Annotated in this window: 20 protein-coding genes; 7 read left to right on the forward strand and 13 right to left on the reverse strand. The window is 71.8% G+C overall.

Annotation, left to right across the window (positions count from 1 at the left end; translation table 11 throughout):
* Positions 1-3: 3 nt before the first annotated feature.
* Positions 4-918 (reverse strand): peptidoglycan-binding protein, encoded by a 915-nt coding sequence (locus M8H82_RS35775; RefSeq protein WP_250079824.1) that lies wholly within the window; start codon positions 916-918, stop codon positions 4-6.
* A 182-nt stretch (positions 919-1,100) separates the two neighbouring features.
* Between M8H82_RS35775 and M8H82_RS35780 the strand changes: the two genes are divergently transcribed.
* A complete protein-coding gene (locus tag M8H82_RS35780; RefSeq protein ID WP_250079827.1) occupies positions 1,101-3,149 on the forward strand; it encodes a DHA2 family efflux MFS transporter permease subunit in 2,049 nt (682 codons plus the stop codon).
* Here M8H82_RS35780 and M8H82_RS35785 read toward each other — a convergent pair.
* Entirely contained in the window at positions 3,130-3,621 is a 492-nt protein-coding gene (locus tag M8H82_RS35785) for a GNAT family N-acetyltransferase (protein ID WP_250079829.1), read from the reverse strand. The two genes, M8H82_RS35780 and M8H82_RS35785, sit on opposite strands and share 20 nt — an antisense overlap.
* Positions 3,622-3,729: 108 nt before the next feature.
* Here M8H82_RS35785 and M8H82_RS35790 point away from each other — a divergent pair, with 108 nt between their 5' ends.
* Positions 3,730-4,416: a hypothetical protein gene (locus M8H82_RS35790; RefSeq protein WP_250079831.1), complete on the forward strand. Its 687-nt coding sequence runs from the start codon at positions 3,730-3,732 to the stop codon at positions 4,414-4,416.
* Positions 4,417-4,421: 5 nt separating this feature from the next.
* On the forward strand, positions 4,422-4,946 hold the full coding sequence (locus tag M8H82_RS35795; RefSeq protein WP_250079834.1) for a hypothetical protein: 525 nt from the start codon (positions 4,422-4,424) through the stop codon (positions 4,944-4,946).
* A gap of 6 nt (positions 4,947-4,952) precedes the next feature.
* On the opposite strand, the gene M8H82_RS35800 is transcribed toward M8H82_RS35795, so the two are convergent.
* Positions 4,953-5,372 (reverse strand): DUF1992 domain-containing protein, encoded by a 420-nt coding sequence (locus M8H82_RS35800; protein ID WP_250079837.1) that lies wholly within the window; start codon positions 5,370-5,372, stop codon positions 4,953-4,955.
* Between the two features lie 79 nt (positions 5,373-5,451).
* On the opposite strand from M8H82_RS35800, the gene M8H82_RS35805 reads away from it, so the two are divergent.
* The gene (locus M8H82_RS35805; protein WP_250079838.1) at positions 5,452-5,844 is read left to right on the forward strand and encodes a hypothetical protein; all 393 of its coding nucleotides are present in this window, start codon (positions 5,452-5,454) and stop codon (positions 5,842-5,844) included.
* Between the two features lie 18 nt (positions 5,845-5,862).
* Here M8H82_RS35805 and M8H82_RS35810 read toward each other — a convergent pair whose 3' ends face one another.
* On the reverse strand, positions 5,863-6,534 hold the full coding sequence (locus M8H82_RS35810; RefSeq protein ID WP_250079841.1) for an O-methyltransferase: 672 nt from the start codon (positions 6,532-6,534) through the stop codon (positions 5,863-5,865).
* A 251-nt stretch (positions 6,535-6,785) separates the two neighbouring features.
* Here M8H82_RS35810 and M8H82_RS35815 point away from each other — a divergent pair, with 251 nt between their 5' ends.
* Entirely contained in the window at positions 6,786-8,825 is a 2,040-nt protein-coding gene (locus tag M8H82_RS35815; protein WP_250079843.1) for a bifunctional glycosyltransferase 87/phosphatase PAP2 family protein, read from the forward strand.
* On the opposite strand, the gene M8H82_RS35820 is transcribed toward M8H82_RS35815, so the two are convergent.
* Together M8H82_RS35820 and M8H82_RS35825 are read right to left on the reverse strand one after the other, a co-directional pair.
* Positions 8,788-10,389 (reverse strand): hypothetical protein, encoded by a 1,602-nt coding sequence (locus M8H82_RS35820; protein WP_250079846.1) that lies wholly within the window; start codon positions 10,387-10,389, stop codon positions 8,788-8,790. The genes M8H82_RS35815 and M8H82_RS35820 overlap by 38 nt on opposite strands.
* Positions 10,390-10,517: 128 nt before the next feature.
* Positions 10,518-11,753: a cytochrome P450 gene (locus M8H82_RS35825; RefSeq protein WP_250079848.1), complete on the reverse strand. Its 1,236-nt coding sequence runs from the start codon at positions 11,751-11,753 to the stop codon at positions 10,518-10,520.
* A gap of 195 nt (positions 11,754-11,948) precedes the next feature.
* On the opposite strand from M8H82_RS35825, the gene M8H82_RS35830 reads away from it, so the two are divergent.
* The gene (locus tag M8H82_RS35830; protein ID WP_250079850.1) at positions 11,949-13,118 is read left to right on the forward strand and encodes a steroid 3-ketoacyl-CoA thiolase; all 1,170 of its coding nucleotides are present in this window, start codon (positions 11,949-11,951) and stop codon (positions 13,116-13,118) included.
* Here M8H82_RS35830 and M8H82_RS35835 read toward each other — a convergent pair.
* Positions 13,102-13,287, reverse strand: a complete 186-nt coding sequence (locus tag M8H82_RS35835; RefSeq protein WP_250079852.1) for a DUF397 domain-containing protein — start codon at positions 13,285-13,287, stop codon at positions 13,102-13,104. The two genes, M8H82_RS35830 and M8H82_RS35835, sit on opposite strands and share 17 nt — an antisense overlap.
* Positions 13,268-14,095, reverse strand: coding sequence for a helix-turn-helix transcriptional regulator (locus M8H82_RS35840; RefSeq protein ID WP_250079855.1), 828 nt, complete (start codon positions 14,093-14,095; stop codon positions 13,268-13,270). The genes M8H82_RS35835 and M8H82_RS35840 overlap by 20 nt, the downstream gene beginning before the upstream one ends.
* A 74-nt stretch (positions 14,096-14,169) precedes the next feature.
* Here M8H82_RS35840 and M8H82_RS35845 point away from each other — a divergent pair, with 74 nt between their 5' ends.
* A complete protein-coding gene (locus M8H82_RS35845; protein WP_374211740.1) occupies positions 14,170-14,559 on the forward strand; it encodes an ATP-binding protein in 390 nt (129 codons plus the stop codon).
* On the opposite strand, the gene M8H82_RS35850 is transcribed toward M8H82_RS35845, so the two are convergent.
* The 5 genes from M8H82_RS35850 to M8H82_RS35870 form a co-directional block, all read right to left on the reverse strand.
* Positions 14,483-15,169, reverse strand: coding sequence for a Fic family protein (locus M8H82_RS35850; RefSeq protein ID WP_250079857.1), 687 nt, complete (start codon positions 15,167-15,169; stop codon positions 14,483-14,485). The two genes, M8H82_RS35845 and M8H82_RS35850, sit on opposite strands and share 77 nt — an antisense overlap.
* On the reverse strand, positions 15,166-15,960 hold the full coding sequence (locus tag M8H82_RS35855) for a hypothetical protein (RefSeq protein ID WP_250079860.1): 795 nt from the start codon (positions 15,958-15,960) through the stop codon (positions 15,166-15,168). Before M8H82_RS35855 ends, M8H82_RS35850 begins: the two co-directional genes overlap by 4 nt.
* Before the next feature lie 98 nt (positions 15,961-16,058).
* On the reverse strand, positions 16,059-16,475 hold the full coding sequence (locus M8H82_RS35860; protein WP_250079862.1) for a transglycosylase SLT domain-containing protein: 417 nt from the start codon (positions 16,473-16,475) through the stop codon (positions 16,059-16,061).
* 336 nt (positions 16,476-16,811) lie between these two features.
* The gene (locus M8H82_RS35865) at positions 16,812-17,654 is read right to left on the reverse strand and encodes an ECF transporter S component (RefSeq protein ID WP_250079864.1); all 843 of its coding nucleotides are present in this window, start codon (positions 17,652-17,654) and stop codon (positions 16,812-16,814) included.
* The coding region (locus M8H82_RS35870) for an energy-coupling factor ABC transporter ATP-binding protein (RefSeq protein ID WP_250079866.1) at positions 17,651-18,364 on the reverse strand (714 nt) is incomplete at its 5' end. The genes M8H82_RS35870 and M8H82_RS35865, both read right to left, overlap by 4 nt.

Below are 18,364 nucleotides of genomic sequence, written 5' to 3' on the forward strand. Positions count from 1 at the left end.
CCCCTACGGCTCCGCCGTTTCCGACTCCAGGCTCGCCCTTGTCTCCGCGGTGTAGACGCCCAGGCTCTCCGTCCCCACCCCCCGGCTCCACTGGTAGTTCCTCAGGGCGTTCTCCACGTGGTGGGTGAAGTTGCCGTTGATGTCGCCGTTGTAGAGCCAGAGCTGTTGCAGGCGGAGCTGGAGCTCCGTCACCTCCGGGCCCTTGTCGCCCCGGCGCAGGACCGGCGGGTCGGGGTCGGGGGCGGTTTCCTCGGGTGCCGCCTCCGAGGCCTTGGCCGGGGTGGGCGTGGGCGATGCGGACGGGGACGTGGACGGAGTCGCGGACGCGCTCGTCGCGGAGGGCGAGGGGGATGCGCTCTGCGTCGCCGACGGGCTCGCGGACGTGGACGAGGGGGACGGGGCTGGGGACTTGGCGGTCGGCTCGGGCTCCTCGCTCGCCGTCGCGTCGGGGACGCTCGCCCGTACCGCCTCCGGGAGGGTCGTGTCCCGGGTGGGGGACTCGTAGCTGAACAGGCCGCTCGCCATGCCCGCCGCCGCGACCACCCCGACCATCGCGGCCGCCGCTCCCAGCAGCACCACGGTCCTGCGGCGGCCCCTCGGGCGTTCCCGCGGCGCGGGCGCCGGGGTCGCGGGCGGGGCCTCGAACAGGCCGATGTCCATCAGGTTCGGTTCGATCGGCGGTGGCGCCATGGGTGTGCGCAGCGGCATCGTCGCCGCCGGGTCCGCCTCCGTCGTGCCGTCCAGTTCGACGTACGGCCGGATGCGCAGCGGGTCGAAGTCCTCCGCCGCCGCCACCTGTGCCTCGCGCGCGTCGCGCAGGGCCTCGGACGCCCGCTCCGTGCAGGCGCAGGACGGCGTGCGGTCGGCCCCCCTGGCCGCCCCGCACTCCGGGCATCCGTGGTCCTCGTGGTCTGTCACCTGTTCGTCCCTTCCCCCTCGCGACTCCCCTCGCGAACTCCAGAGATTATGCAGATTTTCTTCACGGCGTCGTCGACGCGCCCCCCGTAATCGGAAGCGCCGCCGGATTCGACAGGCCATAAGCGGCCGCAGCCAGCACGATGGAAGGTGCATCGAGCCTCGGGAGGCCTGGGGAGGTCCGTATGGCCGGGGATACGCACACGCGGCACGGAACCGCGGTCCAGGAGAACGTGCCGGGCAATGTCCTCGTCCCGATCGGCGCGCTGCTGCTCGGGATGCTGCTCGCCGCGCTCGACCAGACGATCGTCTCCACCGCGCTGCCGACCATCGTCAGCGATCTGGGCGGAATGGACCACCTCTCGTGGGTGGTCACCGCCTATCTGCTGGCGTCGACCGCCGCGACCCCGCTGTGGGGCAAGCTCGGCGACCAGTACGGGCGCAAACGGCTCTTCCAGACCGCCATCGTGATCTTCCTCGTCGGGTCCGCGCTGTGCGGCATGGCGCAGGACATGCCGCAGCTCATCGCCTTCCGGGCGCTGCAGGGGGTGGGCGGCGGCGGGCTGATGGTGCTGTCCATGGCGATCGTCGGGGACCTGGTCTCTCCTCGCGAACGCGGGCGCTACCAGGGGCTGTTCGGGGCCGTGTTCGGCGCCACCAGTGTGCTCGGACCGCTCCTGGGCGGGCTGTTCACCCAGCATCTGAGCTGGCGCTGGGTGTTCTACATCAACCTTCCCGTCGGGGTTGTCGCCCTGGCCGTCATCGCTGTCGCGCTGCACATCCCGCGCCGCACCGAGCGCCACGTCATCGACTACCTCGGCACCTTCCTCATCGCCTCCGTCGCCACCTGCCTGGTGCTCGTCGCCTCGCTCGGCGGCACCACCTGGGGCTGGGGCTCCCCGCAGATCGTCTCGCTCGCCGTGCTCGGGGTGGTCCTCGCCGTCGCCTTCGTGGCCGCCGAGCGCCGGGCCGCCGAACCGGTGCTGCCGCTCAAGCTGTTCCGGATCCGCACCTTCACCCTCGCCGCGGTCATCAGCTTCATCGTCGGGTTCGCCATGTTCGGCGCGATGACCTACCTGCCGACGTTCCTCCAGGTCGTGCAGGGCGTCACCCCGACCATGTCCGGGGTGCATATGCTGCCCATGGTGCTGGGGCTGCTGCTGGCGTCCACCGCCTCCGGGCAGATCGTCAGCCGCACCGGGCGCTGGAAGGTGTTCCCGATCGCCGGCACCGGTGTGACCGCCCTCGGGCTGCTGCTCCTGCACCAGCTCCACGTGGACAGTTCCACGGCCGTGATGAGCACCTCCTTCTTCGTCTTCGGGCTCGGCCTCGGCCTGGTCATGCAGGTGCTGGTGCTGATCGTGCAGAACGCCGTGGCCTACGAGGATCTCGGCGTCGCCACCTCCGGCGCGACCTTCTTCCGGTCCATCGGTGCCTCCTTCGGCGTCGCCATCTTCGGCACCGTCTTCGCGAGCCGCCTCGACGACAAGCTCGCCGACGCCTTCCGGAGCGCCGAACTGCCCCCCGGCGTCTCGGTGGACGCGCTGGAGGCCGACCCGCGCGGCATCGCCGAACTCCCCTCCGCGCTCCAGCCCGCCGCGGTGGAGGCGTACGCCACCTCCATCACCGACGTCTTCCTGTACGCCGCCCCCGTCGCCCTGCTCGGGTTCGTCCTGGCCTGGTTCCTCAAGGAGGACAAGCTGCGCGGCTCCGTCACCGCCCCCGATGTCACCGAGACGCTGGCCAGCAACCCGGTGCAGCGGTCGTCGTACGACGAGGTGTGCCGCGCGCTGTCGGTGCTGGGCACCCGGGAGGGGCGGCGCGAGGTCTACCGGGACATCACCGCACGGGCGGGCTACGACCTGCTGCCGGGGGCGAGCTGGCTGCTGCTGCGCATCAAGCGGTACGGGTGGGTGGAGCCGGGTCAGCTCGCCGAGCGCAGTACCGTCCCGCTGGCGGTGGTCCTCGCCGCCGCACGCCAGGTCGAGGTGCGCCGCCTGGCCAGGCGTGAGGGGCTGGACCTGGTCCTGACCGACGAGGGGCGCGAGGTCGCCGACCGGCTCGCGCAGGCCCGGGAGGACTCCCTGGCCGAACTCCTCGGCGACTGGTGGGGCCCGGACCGGCCGACCGATCTGGCGCAGCTGGTGAAGGAGCTCAACGCCGAGCTGTGCGGCTCGTCCCGCGAGCAGCCCCGCAACGGGCCGGATCGCGGGGTCAGCCGAGCGTCTTCGTGAACCAGTGGTCGGCGTAGGGGTCGTCGTTGTGCGGCTCGGTCTCGGTGTAGCCGAGGCGCGCGTACAGGGCCCGGGCCTCGGTGAGGTCGCTGCGGGTGTCGAGGATCATGCGGGACGCGCCCATCGCGCGGGCGGCCTCCTCGGCGGCCCGGACGAGCAGCGGGGCGCCGCCCTTGCCGCGCAGGGACTCCGTGACGAACACCCGCTTCAGCTCGGCGCCGCCGCCGGGAAGGAGCCGTACACCCGCCGTCCCGGCCGCCTCCCCGGCGTACCGCGCCACCAGCAACCGCCCCTTCGGCGGCGTCAGTTCGTCCCAGCTCGGCGCCGCGATCTCCCGCTCCAGCTCGGCCGGGTCGGTGCGGCGGCCCTCGTGCAGCAGGTAGTAGCGGTCGCTGACCTCTGTGTAGTAGGCCCGCCAGAGCGCTGTGGCGGCGGGGGAGTCAGGGGCTTCGGGGGTGACGGTCCAGGTCATGGCCGCCATTGTCGGGCGCCGCCGTTTGAGGAGGTGAGTCGGGGCAACCCGGAGCGCGTACCGGTTCGCAGGGAGGACCGGTTGGGTCGAGAACCCCGGAAGGCATACATGTCCACAGGTCTGATCATCGCTCTGATCGTGATCGTGGCGGCCGTTCTCATCGTCGCGGCCGTCCTGTTCCTGCGCGCTCGACGAGGCGGGCACGGGGGTCGGAGCCTCAAGGGGCGTTTCGGCCCCGAGTACGACCGGGCCGTGGCCCGGCACGACGGTGACACCAAGGCCGCCGAGCGCGAGCTGTCCGAGCGGGTGCAGCGGCACGGTTCGCTGCACGAGCGCCCGCTGGAGCCCGCGCAGCGGCAGCAGTACGAGGCACGCTGGGCGGCCGCCCAGGAGCACTTCGTCGACTCGCCGCAGCAGGCGGTCGCCGAGGCCGACCAGCTGCTCGCCGAGCTGGCGGGGGCCAAGGGCTTCCCGGACGGCGGCCGGTACGAGGAGCAGCTCGCCGCGCTCTCCGTCCACCACGCACGTCACGTCGACGGCTACCGGCGCGTCCACCGCGCCGCGCACGCCGGAGCGGGCGGAGGCGCGGGGATGGCCGCCGTCGGGCAGAGCGGCACGGCCGGCACCGAGGAGATGCGCGAGGCCATGATCGAGGCCCGGCTGCTCTTCGAGGAGCTGGTGGGCCAGTCCGAGACCAAGCGTCACCGGCCGGCTCCGCAGGAGTCCGCCAAGCCCGCCGACGGCCAGCAGCATGCGCCGTGGGCGATCACCAGGCGTCACGCGAAGGGGAGCTGAGTGACATGACGGATGCGACACGCGGCACAGGCACAGGCACGGGCACGGGTACCGGCACGGGGGCGGGCATAGGCACCGGTGCGGGCAGCGGCGCGGGTGCGGGCATAGGCGCCGGTCCGGGCGGCACGGGCACCGGCCTGACGCCGGGCGGGGAGACCGCGGTGGGCGGCCACACGGCCGACCCCACGCGCGCCACCCGCGCCGAGACTCCGGTCGGAGGCGCCGTGACCGGCCGTCAGACCGGGCAGGCGGGGCAGTCGAGCCCGCTGCTGCCCCGTGAGGAGTACGACAAGCTCGAGACCCGGCTCCAGCACGCCATGACCGGATTCGTCGACGAGCCCCGGGCCTCCGTCGAGGAAGCCGACCAGGCGCTGGAGGAGCTCACCAGCCGGCTCACCGACGCGCTCACCCAGCGGCGGCGCACCCTGCGCGGCTCCTGGCAGGGCGACGAGCGTTCCTCCGACACCGAGCAGCTCCGCCTCGCCCTGCGCGACTACCGCGAACTGGCCGACCGGCTGCTGCGCGTCTGACGCGTCTCACGCGTCCGACGGATCCGCGAACCGGGCCTCCCGCCACCGTCGTACCACGTCCTCGACGTCGTACGGCTTCTTCCCGAGCGGGGGGCCCGGCGGCGGTTTGAACATCATCTCGCGGATCTTCGTGTTGATGTCCGTGACGATCTTCCGGACCGACTGCTCGGTGGGCGCCTTCAGCGCCGCCTCCAGCGCGTCCTCGGCCTCCTTGCGCAGTGCGAGCGTCGGTGGCAGCACCGACAGCCCCTCGCGGGCCATCTTCTGCCTGACCCACCACAGTTCGTCGTACGTGGTGTCCGTGCCCGGCGGCAACGGACGCCCCGCGCCCGGGAGATGGGCGAAGTCGCCGCGCCTCTCGGCGTCGCGGATCTGCTTGTCCACCCAGGACTCGAACGGGACACCCGGTGGCTTTCGCTCGGTCATGAGTCCATTGTGCCGGACAGGGCAGGGCCGGGCGATTTATCATGCGGCCGCTGTGTAAGGACACTTCAGGAGGACGCACGTGCTCGAACTCACCATGGCCGCCGTCACCGCGGCGGAGGAGGGTGCCACGGCCGGCATGCTCATGGCCGACGCGCCCAGCGAGCCGGGCGCCGTGCTCCGCGTGGGCCGCGACAAGTCGGTGTGCCGGCTGTCCACGCCCGACGACTGGCTGTTCGTCTCCCGGGTGCACCTGGAGTTCCTGTGCGGGCCGGACGGGACCTGGCAGGTGACCTGGCTGCGCGGCTCCCAGCCCGACCCGTCCTCCGACGTGCGGATCGCCATCGGCGCCTACGCCCAGGCGCTGGCCTACGGCGGCACCCTGCCGTTGCCCCGGGGCGGCAGCGGCGAGATCGTCGTGCGGGACCGCACCGCGCCGCGCAGCGTCAACGTCGGCTTCTACCACGAGGCGTAGCCCGCGGCCGGAAAGCGCCTACGCCAGTACCCGCGCCAGCAGGAAACCGTCGTAGCCCTTGCCGCCCACCGTCTGGATCGCCGTACCGCTCAGCCGCGGGTGGCCGCCGATCAGTTCGACGGCCGCCCGCGTGCCTTGGACGTCCGCCGCGGAGCTGTCCGCCTCCGCGACCCGGCCGCCGCGCACCACGTTGTCCACGATGATCAGGCTGCCCGCCCTGGTGAGCCGCAGCGCCCACTCCACGTAGTGGGCGTTGTTCGCCTTGTCGGCGTCGATGAAGACCAGGTCGAAGGGGGCCGGGTTCTCGTCCGCCAGCTGGGGAAGGGAGTCCAGGGCCGCGCCGACGCGGACGTCGACCACCTTCTCCAGGCCCGCCCGGGCGATGTTGCGGCAGGCCACCTCGGCGTGCTTGGGGCTGTACTCCAGGGAGACCAGACGCCCGTCCGCGGGCAGCGCGCGGGCCAGCCAGATGGTGCTGTAGCCGCCGAGGGTGCCGATCTCCAGGATGGTCCGCGCGCCCTGCGTGAGGGCCAGCAGGTGGAGGAACTTGCCCTGGGGGGCGGTCACGGCGACGGACGGGAGTTCCGCGGCCTCGCTGTCGCGTACGGCGGCCCGCAGCGCTTCGTCGTCCGGCGAGAGGTGGGCGGTGAAGTAGTCGTCCACGGCGTCCCAGAGCTGCGAATCGCTCATGTACCTGTGCCTTTCATATGGCTAGTTAGAGCGGCTAAGTAGCGCCGCTAAGGATATAGCCGTCTCGTGCCGCTCGTAGGCGACATGTCCGGATCGGGACTATCGTCATCCGGACAAAAGGAGAGCGGACGTCAGGTGAAGCGGGGGTTGCCTGCGTCTCTTACGTGGGTGGTGCGGGCCCCATAGGGTTCGTAACGACATCTCGTAAGGCACACGAAGCGTGGGACTGACGGGGCGGAGGCCGACGAGGCGTGGCGAATGCGGAGCACAGCGGGCCACCGGCGGATGGGTTCGGAGCGACGGCCGTCGGCGCGGCCCGGGCACGCCTGCGCGCGGCCCGCATCGGCCTGTGGCTGGTCGCCGCCGTCCTCGCCGTACGACAGGTGGCCGTCGTCCTCAGCACACCCCGTGGGGAGCGGCTGACGGACCTGGAGACCTGGGTCGGGCCGGACGGCGTCCTGCACGTGAACGGGTCCCTGTACGACTCGACGCGCTTCACCGGCACCCCTTTCGGGGGACTTGTTCTGAAGCCGCTGACCAAGTCGGCCGAACAGGCGCTCGGCTGGGGCTGGACCTTCGGCACCCTGCTGCTGGTGGTCGCCCTCGGTCTGCTGGCGGCGCGGGCCCTGCCAGGGCCCGTCAGCCGCCGGACCTCCCTGCTCGCCGCGCCCCTCGCGGTCAGCCTGCTGATGCTGTCGCTGCCGGTGCGCAACAGTTTCTGGCTCGGCCAGACCAGCATCATCCCGGTGCTGCTGGTGCTGGCGGGCTGCTTCGCCGTGCGGGGGCAGCGGGCCTGCGGTGTGCTGATCGGCGTGGCCTGCGCGCTGCAGCCGACGCTGCTGCTCTTCGCGCCCCTGCTGTGGTTCACCGGACGCAGACGGGCCGCCGCCGCCACCGGCGCGACCTTCGCCGCGGCGACCCTCGTCGCCTGGGCCGCGATGCCGCACGACTCGTACACCTACTGGGTGCACCACATGGCCGGCGCCGGGCTCGGCGGACGCGCCGACGACCTGGACAACCAGTCGCTGCACGGCGCCCTGCTGCGGCTCGGCCTGGACGGGCCGCTGGAGATCGCGCTGTTCCTGGTGCTCGCCGCGACCGTCGCCGCCCTCGGGATCCGACGGGCCGTGCGCTACGCCCGGGACGGACAGCTGCTGCTCGCCGTCGCCATCACCGGCTGCGCGGCCATCGCCGCCTCACCCACCGCCTGGCAGCACCAGCTGCTGTGGGTGCTCCTCGCGCTCGTCGGCCGGGTCGGCAAGAAGGCCTCCGACCGGTACGTGTGGCCGGTCGCCGTCGTGCTGGTGATGACCCTCCCGGGGAAGATGATGCTGCCGAACATGGCGGCCCTGTACCCCCTGCGTGAGAACGTCGTCCTGCTGGCCGCCCTCGCCGCCGCCACCTTCGTCCCGTTCCTCTCCCGCACCTCGCCCTACTACCAGGCACCAATCCCCACGCCCTACGCCGATCCCGTCCCCACCCGCTTCAAGCACGTCCCGCTGGTGCCGTTCCTGCGCCGGGTGCTGGCCCGCCCGAACCTGCTGCTGGAACTGCTGCTGATCCGGGTCACCTACGCCGCCTACTCCAAGGTCCGCCTCGCCGCGACCGGCGGCAGCAACTCCGCGGGCCGGGAGCGGGCCGAGGAGCACGGGCAGCAGATCCTCGACCTCGAACGCTTCCTGCACCTGGACATCGAGCACGCCCTCAACCACGCCGTGGTCAAGGTCGACGTGGTGCGGAACTTCTTCGACTTCTACTACACGTCGTTCCACTTCGTGGTCCCGCTGACCGTCCTCGGCCTGCTGTACTGGCGCCGCCCGGTCGACTACCGCTGGGCCCGCTCCGCGCTCGGCTTCGCCACCCTGCTCGCCCTGGTCGGCTTCTGGCTCTACCCGCTGGCCCCGCCGCGGCTGATGCCGGGCCTCGGGATCATCGACACCGTGCACGGCGTGCAGGACTTCTCCAAGCCGGACTACGGCACGCTCACCGCGCTGACCAACCAGTACGCGGCCATGCCGTCGCTGCACTTCGGCTGGTCGCTGTGGTGCGGGCTGGTCATCGCGATCGTCGCGCCGAAGGCGTGGATGAAGGCCCTCGGGCTGCTGCATCCCTTCCTCACGCTCACCGCGATCGTGGTCACCGGCAACCACTGGGTGCTGGACGCCGCGGGCGGCGCGGCGGTGGTCGGCGCCGGCTTCGGTCTGACGTACCTGCTCCAGGGCCCGCGCGCCCGGCCGGTGACGGCGCGGGCGGTCAGCAGCGAGCCGCTGAAGGACCGTACTCCGAGCTGATCCGGTACGTGCCGGGCGAGTTCACCGTCAGGCGGGTGAACTCGCCTTGCCGCGCGAGGCATCCGCCCTCCGCGCGCAGCCACCGTGAGTACGCCACCCGCACGGTCACCGAACCCGCGCGCGGCAGATGGACGACGAGGTCGGCGCCGGAGGACCGCACGACGGTCGCGGGCGCCGACACCAGGGGTACGGCGTCCCGCACCCGGTAGATCCGCCAGTGCGCGTCCCGCCACACCGGCTCCAGCCAGTCGGGCCGCTGTTCGCGGATGAGCCGCGCCTCGGCCTCGGCGTACCCGTCCGGCTTGCCGAGCGGCAGGACCACCAGTCCGACCGCCCACCGGTCCAGCCAGGCCCGGTAGGTGGTGGCGTCGAAGGTGCCGTCGTAGAACAGCCGGGCCCGTTCCATGTCGAGCTGGCGGTTCCAGCCGCGGGCCATGGTGATGTGCGGGGCGAGTCCGACGGCCTCGCGGTGGTTGCGGGCCGGGACGACCTCGACCCGGGTGCGGTCGGCGCCGAGCACCTCCAGGGCCCGCACGACCCCGTCCGTCTCCTGCGCCCAGGCGGGCACCGTCGTGGAGACCACCAGGTCGTCGGCGGTCTTCTTGCCGACCCAGGCGACCGAGAAGACCAGCGCCGCCACCAGCAGGTTCCGCCGCACCCTGGCCAGTCCCGGCGCGCTGAGGAGGGCGGCCGACAGCACGGCGGGCGCGAACAGCTCCGCGAACCGCTCGACGTTCGTGCCGACGGGGGAGGGGATCAGATACGTCAGGACCGTCCCGGCGGCGTAGACCGCGCCGCTCCACCGGGCGACCCGCCAGGTGCGCGGCGCCAGCGCGGTGACCGCGAGACCGAGGACGACCGGCGGCCAGACCCGGGCCGCGGGCATCAACTGCTCGCCGCTGAACGGGAACAGCAGGGTCGTCATGCCGACGACCGCGGCGGGCGGCACCAGCAGGGCGAGCGCCCGCCCCCAGTCCCGTACCAGCAGCAGGGCCGCGCCCACGACCACCAGGAACAGGCCCGCCACCGGGCTCGCCATGGTCGCCAGGGCCGCGTACGCCACCGCCAGGGTGATCCGGCGCTCACGGGTGAGCAGGAGGCAGGCGGCGAGGCCGAACGCGACGCCGAGGGCGAAGGTCGTGCGGCCCGAGGCCACGTTGCACCACAGGGCGAGCGAGGCGAGCAGCGCCGGGCCGAGGGGGCGCCGGACGCCGGCGCGGGTGATGAGGACGGCCGCCAGCCAGGACGCGGCGAGCCCGGAGACGACGGTGACCGTGCGCACGCCGAGGGCCGCCATCAAGTACGGGGAGATCAGGCTGTAGTTGGCGGTGTGCATACCGCCGTACCAGAACAGGTTGTAGGCCGAGCCGCCGTGCCGGGAGGCGAAGTCGGCCCAGGCCAGCTGGGCCGCGAGGTCGCCGCCGCCGGTGGCGAGGAAGGACCACCACAGGGCGTAGAGGGGCAGCAGCGGGAGGGTGGCGAGCAGGGGGATTCGGAGGGGGTGATTCCGGAGGGGGGCCGTGCGGGTGCCGGGGCGGGTGGCGAGCTCTGCCGGCGGGTGCATCACGATCGAAGACGCCGTGAGGGGCGGTTTCGTTCATCGGGTGCGGCGTGGCGGAGTTTGTACCGTGCGGGGCGCGGGGGAGGCAGGGGCGAGGCGGGGGATGGGTGCTCCTGCCTCCCCCGGGTCTGTCAGTCCAGGCTGACCCGGAGGTGCTTCACGCCGTTGATCCAGGCCGAGCGCAGCCGGTCCGGGTCGCCCGCCAGGCGCAGGCCGGGCATCGCGTCGGCGACGGCGTTGAAGATGAGGTCGATCTCCAGGACCGCCAGGGACTTGCCGAGGCAGTAGTGCGGGCCTCCGCCGCCGAAGCCGAGGTGCGGGTTCGGGTCGCGGGTGACGTCGAAGGTGTCCGGGTTCTCGAAGACGTCGGGGTCGTGGTTGGCGGCGGCGTAGAAGAGGCCCAGCCGGTCGCCCTTCCTGATCGGCTTGCCGCCCAGTTCCGTGTCCTGCGTGGCGGTGCGCTGGAAGGAGTTGACCGGGGTGGCCCAGCGGACGATCTCCTCGGCCGCCGTCTGCGGGCGCTCCCTGCAGTACAGCTCCCACTGCTCGGGGTGGGTAAGGAAGGCGTGCATGCCGTGGGTGATGGCGTTGCGGGTGGTCTCGTTGCCCGCCACGGCCAGCATCAGCACGAAGAAGCCGAACTCGTCCGAGCCCAGGCTGCCCTCGTCCGCCGCCGTCACCAGCGTGGTCACGATGTCCTTCGCCGGGCACTGCTTGCGGTCGGCGGCCATGTTCATCGCGTAGGCGATCAGCTCGGTGGCCGACTCCTGGCCGACCGCCTCGGTGATCGCGTACTCCGGATCGTCGTACGAGATCATCTTGTTGGACCAGTCGAAGATCTTGGCCCGGTCGTCCTGCGGGATGCCGATCAGCTCGGCGATGGCCTGGAGGGGCAGTTCGCAGGCGACCTGGGTGACGAAGTCGAACGGGCCGGGGTGGGCACGGGCCTCCTCGACGATTCGGTGCGCCCGGTCGCGCAGGCGCTGCTCCAGCGCCCGTATCGCGCGCGGGGTGAACACCCGCTGCACGATCCCCCGGACCCGGGTGTGCTCGGGCGGGTCCATGTTCAGCAGGATCAGCCGCTGGGCGTCGATCGCGTCGCGCTCGATGTGCTCGTTGAACCGGATGATCGCGGTGTTGACCCAGGAGGAGAAGAGCTCCGGGTGCGTGGAGACGTACTTGACGTCCGCGTGCCGGGTGACGGCCCAGTACCCCTCGTCCTGGAAGCCGGCGAGATTGCCCGGCTGCGGGATCCAGCGCACCGGCTCGGCCCGGCGCAGCTCGGCGTACTCCGGGAACGGGACGCGGTGTCGGAGGAGGTCGGGGTCGGTGAAGTCGAACCCGTCGGGAAGCGCTGGACAGGGCATGGCGGCTCCAGCCATTGGCCAACTCGGGGCAGCTGTCTGACGGACCATCAGTTGTCGCGCAACGTAACGGCGGGCCCCGAAGACTGCAAGACCCTTGCGGTGTCGGGCGTCGCGTCAGCAGACTGCACACAGAACTAGAACACGTACTAGTCGTGGATCTGGTTGTGCTGGTTCCGGATGAGAGGACCACCCCCCATGGCCGCCGAACCCGTGATCGTCGAAGCCGTCCGCACCCCCATCGGCAAGCGCGGTGGCGCGCTCGCCAATCTGCACCCCGCCTACCTGCTGGGCGAGACCTACCGCGAACTCCTCGGCCGCACCGGCATCCCCGCCGACTGCGTCGAGCAGATCGTCGGCGGTACGGTCACCCACGCCGGCGAGCAGTCCATGAACCCCGCGCGCACGGCCTGGCTCACCATGGGCCTGCCCTACGAGACCGCCGCGACCACCGTCGACTGCCAGTGCGGGTCCTCCCAGCAGGCCTCGCACATGACCGCGAACATGATCGCGGCCGGGGTCATCGACGTCGGCATCTCCTGCGGCGTCGAGGCGATGTCCCGGGTGCCGCTGGGGTCGGGGTCCAAGCACGGTCCCGGCAAGCCGTTCCCGGACGAGTGGAACGTGGACCTCCCCAACCAGTTCGAGGCGGCGGAACGGATCGCGCGGCATCGGGGGCTGACGCGCGCGGACGTCGACTCGCTGGGCCTGCTCTCGCAGGAGCGGGCCGCCGTGGCGTGGGGGGAGGAGCGGTTCAAGCGGGAGACGTTCGCGGTGCAGGTGCCGACGACCGAGGACGAACAGCAGGCGGGGCAGGGCATGTGGCGGCTCGTGGACCGCGACGAGGGGCTGCGCGACACGTCCATGGAGGCGCTGGCCCGCCTGAAGCCGGTCATGCCCACCGCGGTGCACACGGCGGGCAACTCCTCCCAGATCAGCGACGGCGCGGCGGCGATCATGTGGGCGTCCAAGCGGATGGCGCGGGCGCTGAAGCTGCGGCCGCGCGCCCGGATCGTGGCACAGGCGCTGGTCGGGGCCGACCCGCACTTCCACCTCGACGGTCCCATCGATGCGACGAAGGCGGTGCTGGGCAAGGCGGGGATGTCCTTGCGGGACATCGACCTCGTCGAGATCAACGAGGCCTTCGCGTCGGTGGTGCTGAGCTGGGCCCAGGTCTTCGAGCAGGACCTGGAGAAGGTCAACGTGAACGGCGGTGGGATCGCGCTCGGGCATCCGGTGGGTGCCACGGGGGCGCGGCTGATCACCTCGGCTCTTCATGAACTGGAGCGCACGGACAAGGAGTTCGCGCTGGTGACGATGTGCGCCGGGGGTGGCTTGGCCACCGGCACGATCATTCAGCGGCTGTAGTCGACGTCCAGTTCACGAAGGTGGTGAAGGTGGCGGGGTCGATGGTGAGGATCGGTCCCGCCGGGGTCTTGGAGTCGCGGATGGCGACGGCGGTGGTTCCTTCGGCGACCTCGACGCACTCGCCGCCCTGGTCGCCGCTGTACGTCGACTTACGCCAGTTGCTCTCCATAGCGGTCCTCCATCACGCGTCGGATCAGCTCCGCCGAGTCCTTGAGGGAGAGAGCGGCGGCTTGCAGATGATCGTAACGGAGCGAGCAGTCCTTGACGGTGTCCGGGTTGGCGGTCGGATGCCCACTGCCGTAGCCCTCGGTGTAGACGATGGTCGGATCGCCGGTGAATCGGAAGACGGTGAACGAGCCTTGCAGCCCCGCGTGCGCGCCCGCCGCGAACGGCAGCACCTGGACATTGATCCGGGGATTGCTCTCGAAGGACAGCAGGTGGGCGAGTTGGTTCCGCATGACCTGCGGTCCGCCGACTTCCTGGTGCAGTGCCGCCTCGCTGAGGATCATCCAGAAGACCGGCGGCTCCTCCTTGTCGAAGATGCACTGCCGGGCCAGTCGGACGGCGGTGCGGTCGTCGAGGTTGGTCTCGTCGAGCACGCCGAGAACCGCGCGGACGTACTCCTCGGTCTGGAGGAGACCGTGCACCATGTGCGTCTGGAAGGTGCCGATCTCCATGGCCCGTACTTCGAGCTCGGCGACCTGCTGAAACCACGCTGGAAGTTGACTCCGCATCACCAGCGCGACGAGGCGGGACAGTAACCCGCCCGTGTTGAGGGCCGCGTCGGCGCGTTGGCTGAACTCCAGCGTGGGGAGTTTGCGTGCTGTCTCGATCTGACCGACAAGCGACCCGGTGTAGTTGAGGATCTCGCCCAACTGGCGCTGGGTGAGACCGGCGGCCTCGCGGTACCGGCGGAGCTCGAAGCCGTAGTAGTCGAGGGGCGAGGCCCCCGGATCCAGAACGTTGACGTGCGTCACGAAGTGCCCCCACTCCAGAGCATGTTGTGTTCGGCCTGTAGCCCAGAGTAGTTGTGCGAGGTCAGGCTCGTACCGTGAACGAACACATTCCCCCTGGGTACGCCATGCACCTCACGGTCGGTGAGCACTCGGCGCGGCACATTCGCCGGATCGTCCGCTCGCTGCTGGCCGACTGGGAGTTGCCGGAGCTGTACGACGCCGTCGCGCTGGGCGTGACCGAGCTGGTCGCCAATGTCGTACGCCATGTCCCGGACCGGAGGTGCCGGCTGCTGTTGCTGCGGCGGGAGGCCGGGGTGCGGGTGGAGGTGGCGGACGGGTGCGCCGAAGTCCCGTGTGTGGAGCGGCGGTTGTCGTTGGACTCGGAGGGTGGGCGGGGGCTGGTGCTGCTCAGTGCGGTGGCGGAGAAGTGGGGGGTCGATCGGCGGGAGGGGGGTGGGAAGACGGTGTGGTTCGAGTGCGGGTGACCAGGAGGGCGAGCAGGTCGGCGAGGGCGAGCGCGCCCTCGGGGTCGTCGGCGCGGCGCTGGATGCGGCGTACGGGGCCGACCTGGTCGAGGGTGACGCCGGCGCGGGCCAGGACGAAGGTGAGGGTGAGGAAGGCGGAGCGGGCGTTGCCGTCGGCGAAGGGGTGGAAGAAGCAGACGTCGAGGTAGGCGCGGGCGGCTCGGGCGGTGAGGGGGAGGGTGTCGGAGTCGGTGTCGGCTTGGTGCAGACAGGCGTCGAAGCGGGCGGGCAGGTCGGGGGTGATGCCGTAGCGCTCGCGGCCGGACTTGGCGTAGGCGGGGTGGTGGCGGAAGGGGGCGTCGGGGACGGCGAGGACTTCGCGCTGCCAGGTGCTGAGCAGAGCGAAGGTGAGCGGGGCCCCGGCGGCGGCGTCGGCGCGGGTGCGGGCGAGGGCGGCGAGGAGGCGTGCGGCGCGTCGGGGGTCGCGGGCGTGGTCGTGGGTGCGGATGTCGTGCGCGGCGCCGTCGCGGAGGGGGACGGGGGCGGGGAGCGGGATCGGGCGGGCCCGGTGCCAGGGGATGTGGGCGCGGAGGTCGAGCCAGGTGCGGAGGTGGTCGGGGGTGGGGGTCATTCGTCGAGGTAGGTGTGGAGGCGGGCGGAGGTGTACGTGTAGCCGGCGGGGTCGGCCGGGGGCTCGGTGTCCGGCTCAAGGGAGGCGGCGAGCTGCTCTGCCACGTCGGTGACGACGGTGCCGGCCGGGGCGGTCCAGCTCCCGAACCGGCCGCCGATCGCTTCCTCGACGAGGGTACGGGCAGTGGTCGGGTCGACGTCGTGGCAGGTGAGGAACCAGGTCAGGACCTGTCGGCAGTGCGCGTACCAGGCGTCCCCGGCGCCGGTGCGGTCCAGGACGTGCAGGATCAGCTGGTGGGTTGCCCGGTCCCAGACGTCGCGGCGGTCGTCCGCGGGGAGTCCGGAGAGGGGGTACCGGTCGAAGAACCGGCCCAGGAACTCCAGCCAGTCCCGCCACTCGCACAGTCCTGCGGCGACGCGCTCCAGGGTTTCGTCCGGGGTGGTCATCGAGTGCCGGGTGCAGCACCAGGCGCCGACGGGGCCGCCCCCGAGGTCCCCCTCGTCGTGCGACCAGCGCCATCCGGTGGCCCAGATCCCGTACCGCTCGACCAGCGCCCCGGTCATGACGTCGGCCCACTCCCAGCCCACGGTGTGGGCCCAGTCGCAGAGTTCCCGGAACTGCGCGTAGGCCGCGTCCGGATCGGCGAGCCGCTTCCACTCGGGCCGCACGGGCACCTGAGCGGCGGGCGCCAGCGCCCTGATGTCCGCGAGGGCATCGGCAGGGTCGAAGGGGTGCGTGGCGGGGTCGACCTCGGCCCAGGTGAGGTGGTACGGGCGCACGTCCAGGTTCACCGGACGGATGTTCTAGGACGCGAGGGCATGGACGCAACGGAAAAACCGCACCCGTGCGGGCACGGGTGCGGTTTCTCTGCGTCGGGGGGCGGCTCGGCTTAGTACCAGCCGTTGGCCTGCCAGAAGTTCCAGGCGCCGCAGGCGCTGCCGTAGCGGTCCTTCATGTAGTCGACGCCCCACTCGATCTGGGTGGCGGGGTTGGTCTTCCAGTCGGAGCCGGCAGAGGCCATCTTCGAGCCGGGCAGGGCCTGGACGAGGCCGTACGCGCCGGACGAGGCGTTGGTGGCGTTCGCGTCCCAGCCGCTCTCGTGCTCGACGATGTTGGAGAAGCACTGGTACTGGGCCGAGTTGCCGATCATCTTCTTGGCGGTCGCCTGCGCCGAGGAGGCCTCGGACACGGCGGCCTGCGCGGGCGCCGCGGTGAAGATCGCACCGGCGGCGGCTGCGGCCAGGGCGGTACCGGCGAGGGCCTTCTTCGGGGTGGCGACGGTGCGGAGGAAGGAAGCGGCGGACAAGGCGGTGACCTTTCGTCGGGGACGGTGTGGCCGCTGCATGCCGTGACCACGCTGTGCGGGGCGGGTACATGCGTCGGCGCCGAGGCCCGTGGGCTTGTCGGCGCCGTGCGACGTCATCCAGAGAAACAGGCCGGGCGGGGGGTCCGCAATGCCCGTATTTGCTAGTTGTGGCCGTATGTGGGGTACATGGTTCTCTTGTGACGTGGCTCTCAATGGGCTGGTCAGAGGCCCTTTTGGTGTGGGCATGGCGTCCGAATTGTCCACTAGGCCGGGTCGTAGGTGATGTGGGTCATGTGGGGTGGTTCACCGCGGCGCTGACCGTGTGCGTCCGGAGGCTTACGCCCCGGGTCCGTCGAATGTGACCGGCGCCTCGAAAGCCGCCCTGCGGGTGGCCCGGCGCAGCGCCTTGAGGATCGCCGGGCCGAGGGTCAGGGTCAGCACGACCGTCACCAGGGCCCGGCCCAGGTCCCAGCCGAGGGAGGTGGCCAGGCAGTACACGACGAACCGGGCCAGGTTGGCGGTGATGCCCGCGTCCGGGTCGAAGGCGATGTTCGAGGCCTGTTCCTTCAGGAAGGGCCAGCCCGCGAGGTTCGTCATCGCGCCGTAGGCGAAGGCGGCGAGGAAGCCGTACGCGGCGATCAGCACGAGTTCCGCACGGCCGCGGATCCGGTCAGGGCCCGGGAGCAGGCCCGCCCCCATCGTGAACCAGCCCATCGCCAGCATCTGGAACGGCATCCACGGCCCCACCCCGCCGGTGAGCAGCGCGGACGCGAACATGCTCAGCGAGCCGAGGACGAAACCGAAGCCGGGACCGAGGACCCGCCCGCTGAGCAGCATCAGGAAGAACATCGGCTCCAGGCCGGCCGTCCCCGCGCCGATCGGGCGCAGGGCTGCCCCGGTCGCGGCGAGGACGCCCAGCATCGCCACCGCCTTCGGGCCCAGGCCGGACTCGGAGATCGTCGCCGCGACGACCGCGACCAGGAGGATCAGCAGTCCCGCGAACAGCCACGGGGCGTCCTCGGCGTGGGCGCTCGTCTGGGAGCCGGGCGGCGCGAAGAGGGGCCAGCCGATGGCGGCCAGGCCGACCGCGCTGACCAGGGTGAGGGCGGCGATCGAGCGGGGGCCCAGGCGGATGGGGCGGGCCTGGGGGGTGTGCGGTGGGGTGGTCTTCGGGGTCATGCGAGGGCCTGCTCGACCTGGGCGACCGTGAGCCACTGCTGCGGGGCCAGGATCTTGGTGACCTGCGGGGCGAAGGAGGGCGACGACACCACCACCTCCGCCGTCGGACCGTCGGCGATCACCTCTCCCTCCGCCAGCAGCAGCACCCGGTGGGCCAGCTCGGCGGCCAGCTCCACGTCGTGCGTGGCCAGGATGATCGCGTGGCCCTCGGCCGCGAGCCCGCGCAGGACGGCGACCAGGCGGGCCTTCGCCGCGTAGTCCAGGCCCCGGGTCGGCTCGTCGAGCAGGAGCAGGGGCGGGCGGGCGGTCAGGACGACGGCGAGGGCGAGCGCCAGGCGCTGGCCCTCGGAGAGGTCCCGGGGGTGGGTCTCGTCGCTCACGCCGGGGAGCAGCTCGGTCACCAGGGCGCGGCAGGTGCCGGGGGTGGCGGCCGCGTCGGCGTCGGCCGCGGCGCATTCGGCGGCGACGGTGTCGGCGTAGAGGAGGTCGAGGGGTTCCTGGGGTACGAGGCCCACGTGGCGGATCAGGTCGGGGGGTGCGGTGCGGTGGGGGGTGACGCCGCCGACGCGGACCTCGCCGGAGGTGGGGTGCACCAGGCCTACGAGTGCGTTGAGCAGGGTGGACTTTCCGGCGCCGTTGCGGCCCATGAGGGCGATCGTTTCGCCGGGGGTGACGGTGAGGTCGATCTTGCGGAGGCTGTGGATGAGACC

It is taken from the genome of Streptomyces sp. YS415, from assembly GCF_023544665.1.
In the GTDB taxonomy this organism is placed as follows: domain Bacteria; phylum Actinomycetota; class Actinomycetes; order Streptomycetales; family Streptomycetaceae; genus Streptomyces.

Coding starts and splice junctions, on each gene's coding strand:
- M8H82_RS35810 (WP_250079841.1), bottom strand. CDS start 6,534: ATGAGCGATTCGCAGCTCTGGGACGCCGTGGACGACTACTTCACCGCC.
- M8H82_RS35865 (WP_250079864.1), bottom strand. CDS start 17,654: ATGACCCCGAAGACCACCCCACCGCACACCCCCCAGGCCCGCCCCATC.
- M8H82_RS35790 (WP_250079831.1), top strand. CDS start 3,730: ATGTCCACAGGTCTGATCATCGCTCTGATCGTGATCGTGGCGGCCGTT.
- M8H82_RS35830 (WP_250079850.1), top strand. CDS start 11,949: ATGGCCGCCGAACCCGTGATCGTCGAAGCCGTCCGCACCCCCATCGGC.
- M8H82_RS35825 (WP_250079848.1), bottom strand. CDS start 11,753: ATGCCCTGTCCAGCGCTTCCCGACGGGTTCGACTTCACCGACCCCGAC.
- M8H82_RS35800 (WP_250079837.1), bottom strand. CDS start 5,372: ATGACCGAGCGAAAGCCACCGGGTGTCCCGTTCGAGTCCTGGGTGGAC.
- M8H82_RS35780 (WP_250079827.1), top strand. CDS start 1,101: ATGGCCGGGGATACGCACACGCGGCACGGAACCGCGGTCCAGGAGAAC.
- M8H82_RS35835 (WP_250079852.1), bottom strand. CDS start 13,287: ATGGAGAGCAACTGGCGTAAGTCGACGTACAGCGGCGACCAGGGCGGC.
- M8H82_RS35795 (WP_250079834.1), top strand. CDS start 4,422: ATGACGGATGCGACACGCGGCACAGGCACAGGCACGGGCACGGGTACC.
- M8H82_RS35820 (WP_250079846.1), bottom strand. CDS start 10,389: ATGCACCCGCCGGCAGAGCTCGCCACCCGCCCCGGCACCCGCACGGCC.
- M8H82_RS35850 (WP_250079857.1), bottom strand. CDS start 15,169: ATGACCCCCACCCCCGACCACCTCCGCACCTGGCTCGACCTCCGCGCC.
- M8H82_RS35785 (WP_250079829.1), bottom strand. CDS start 3,621: ATGACCTGGACCGTCACCCCCGAAGCCCCTGACTCCCCCGCCGCCACA.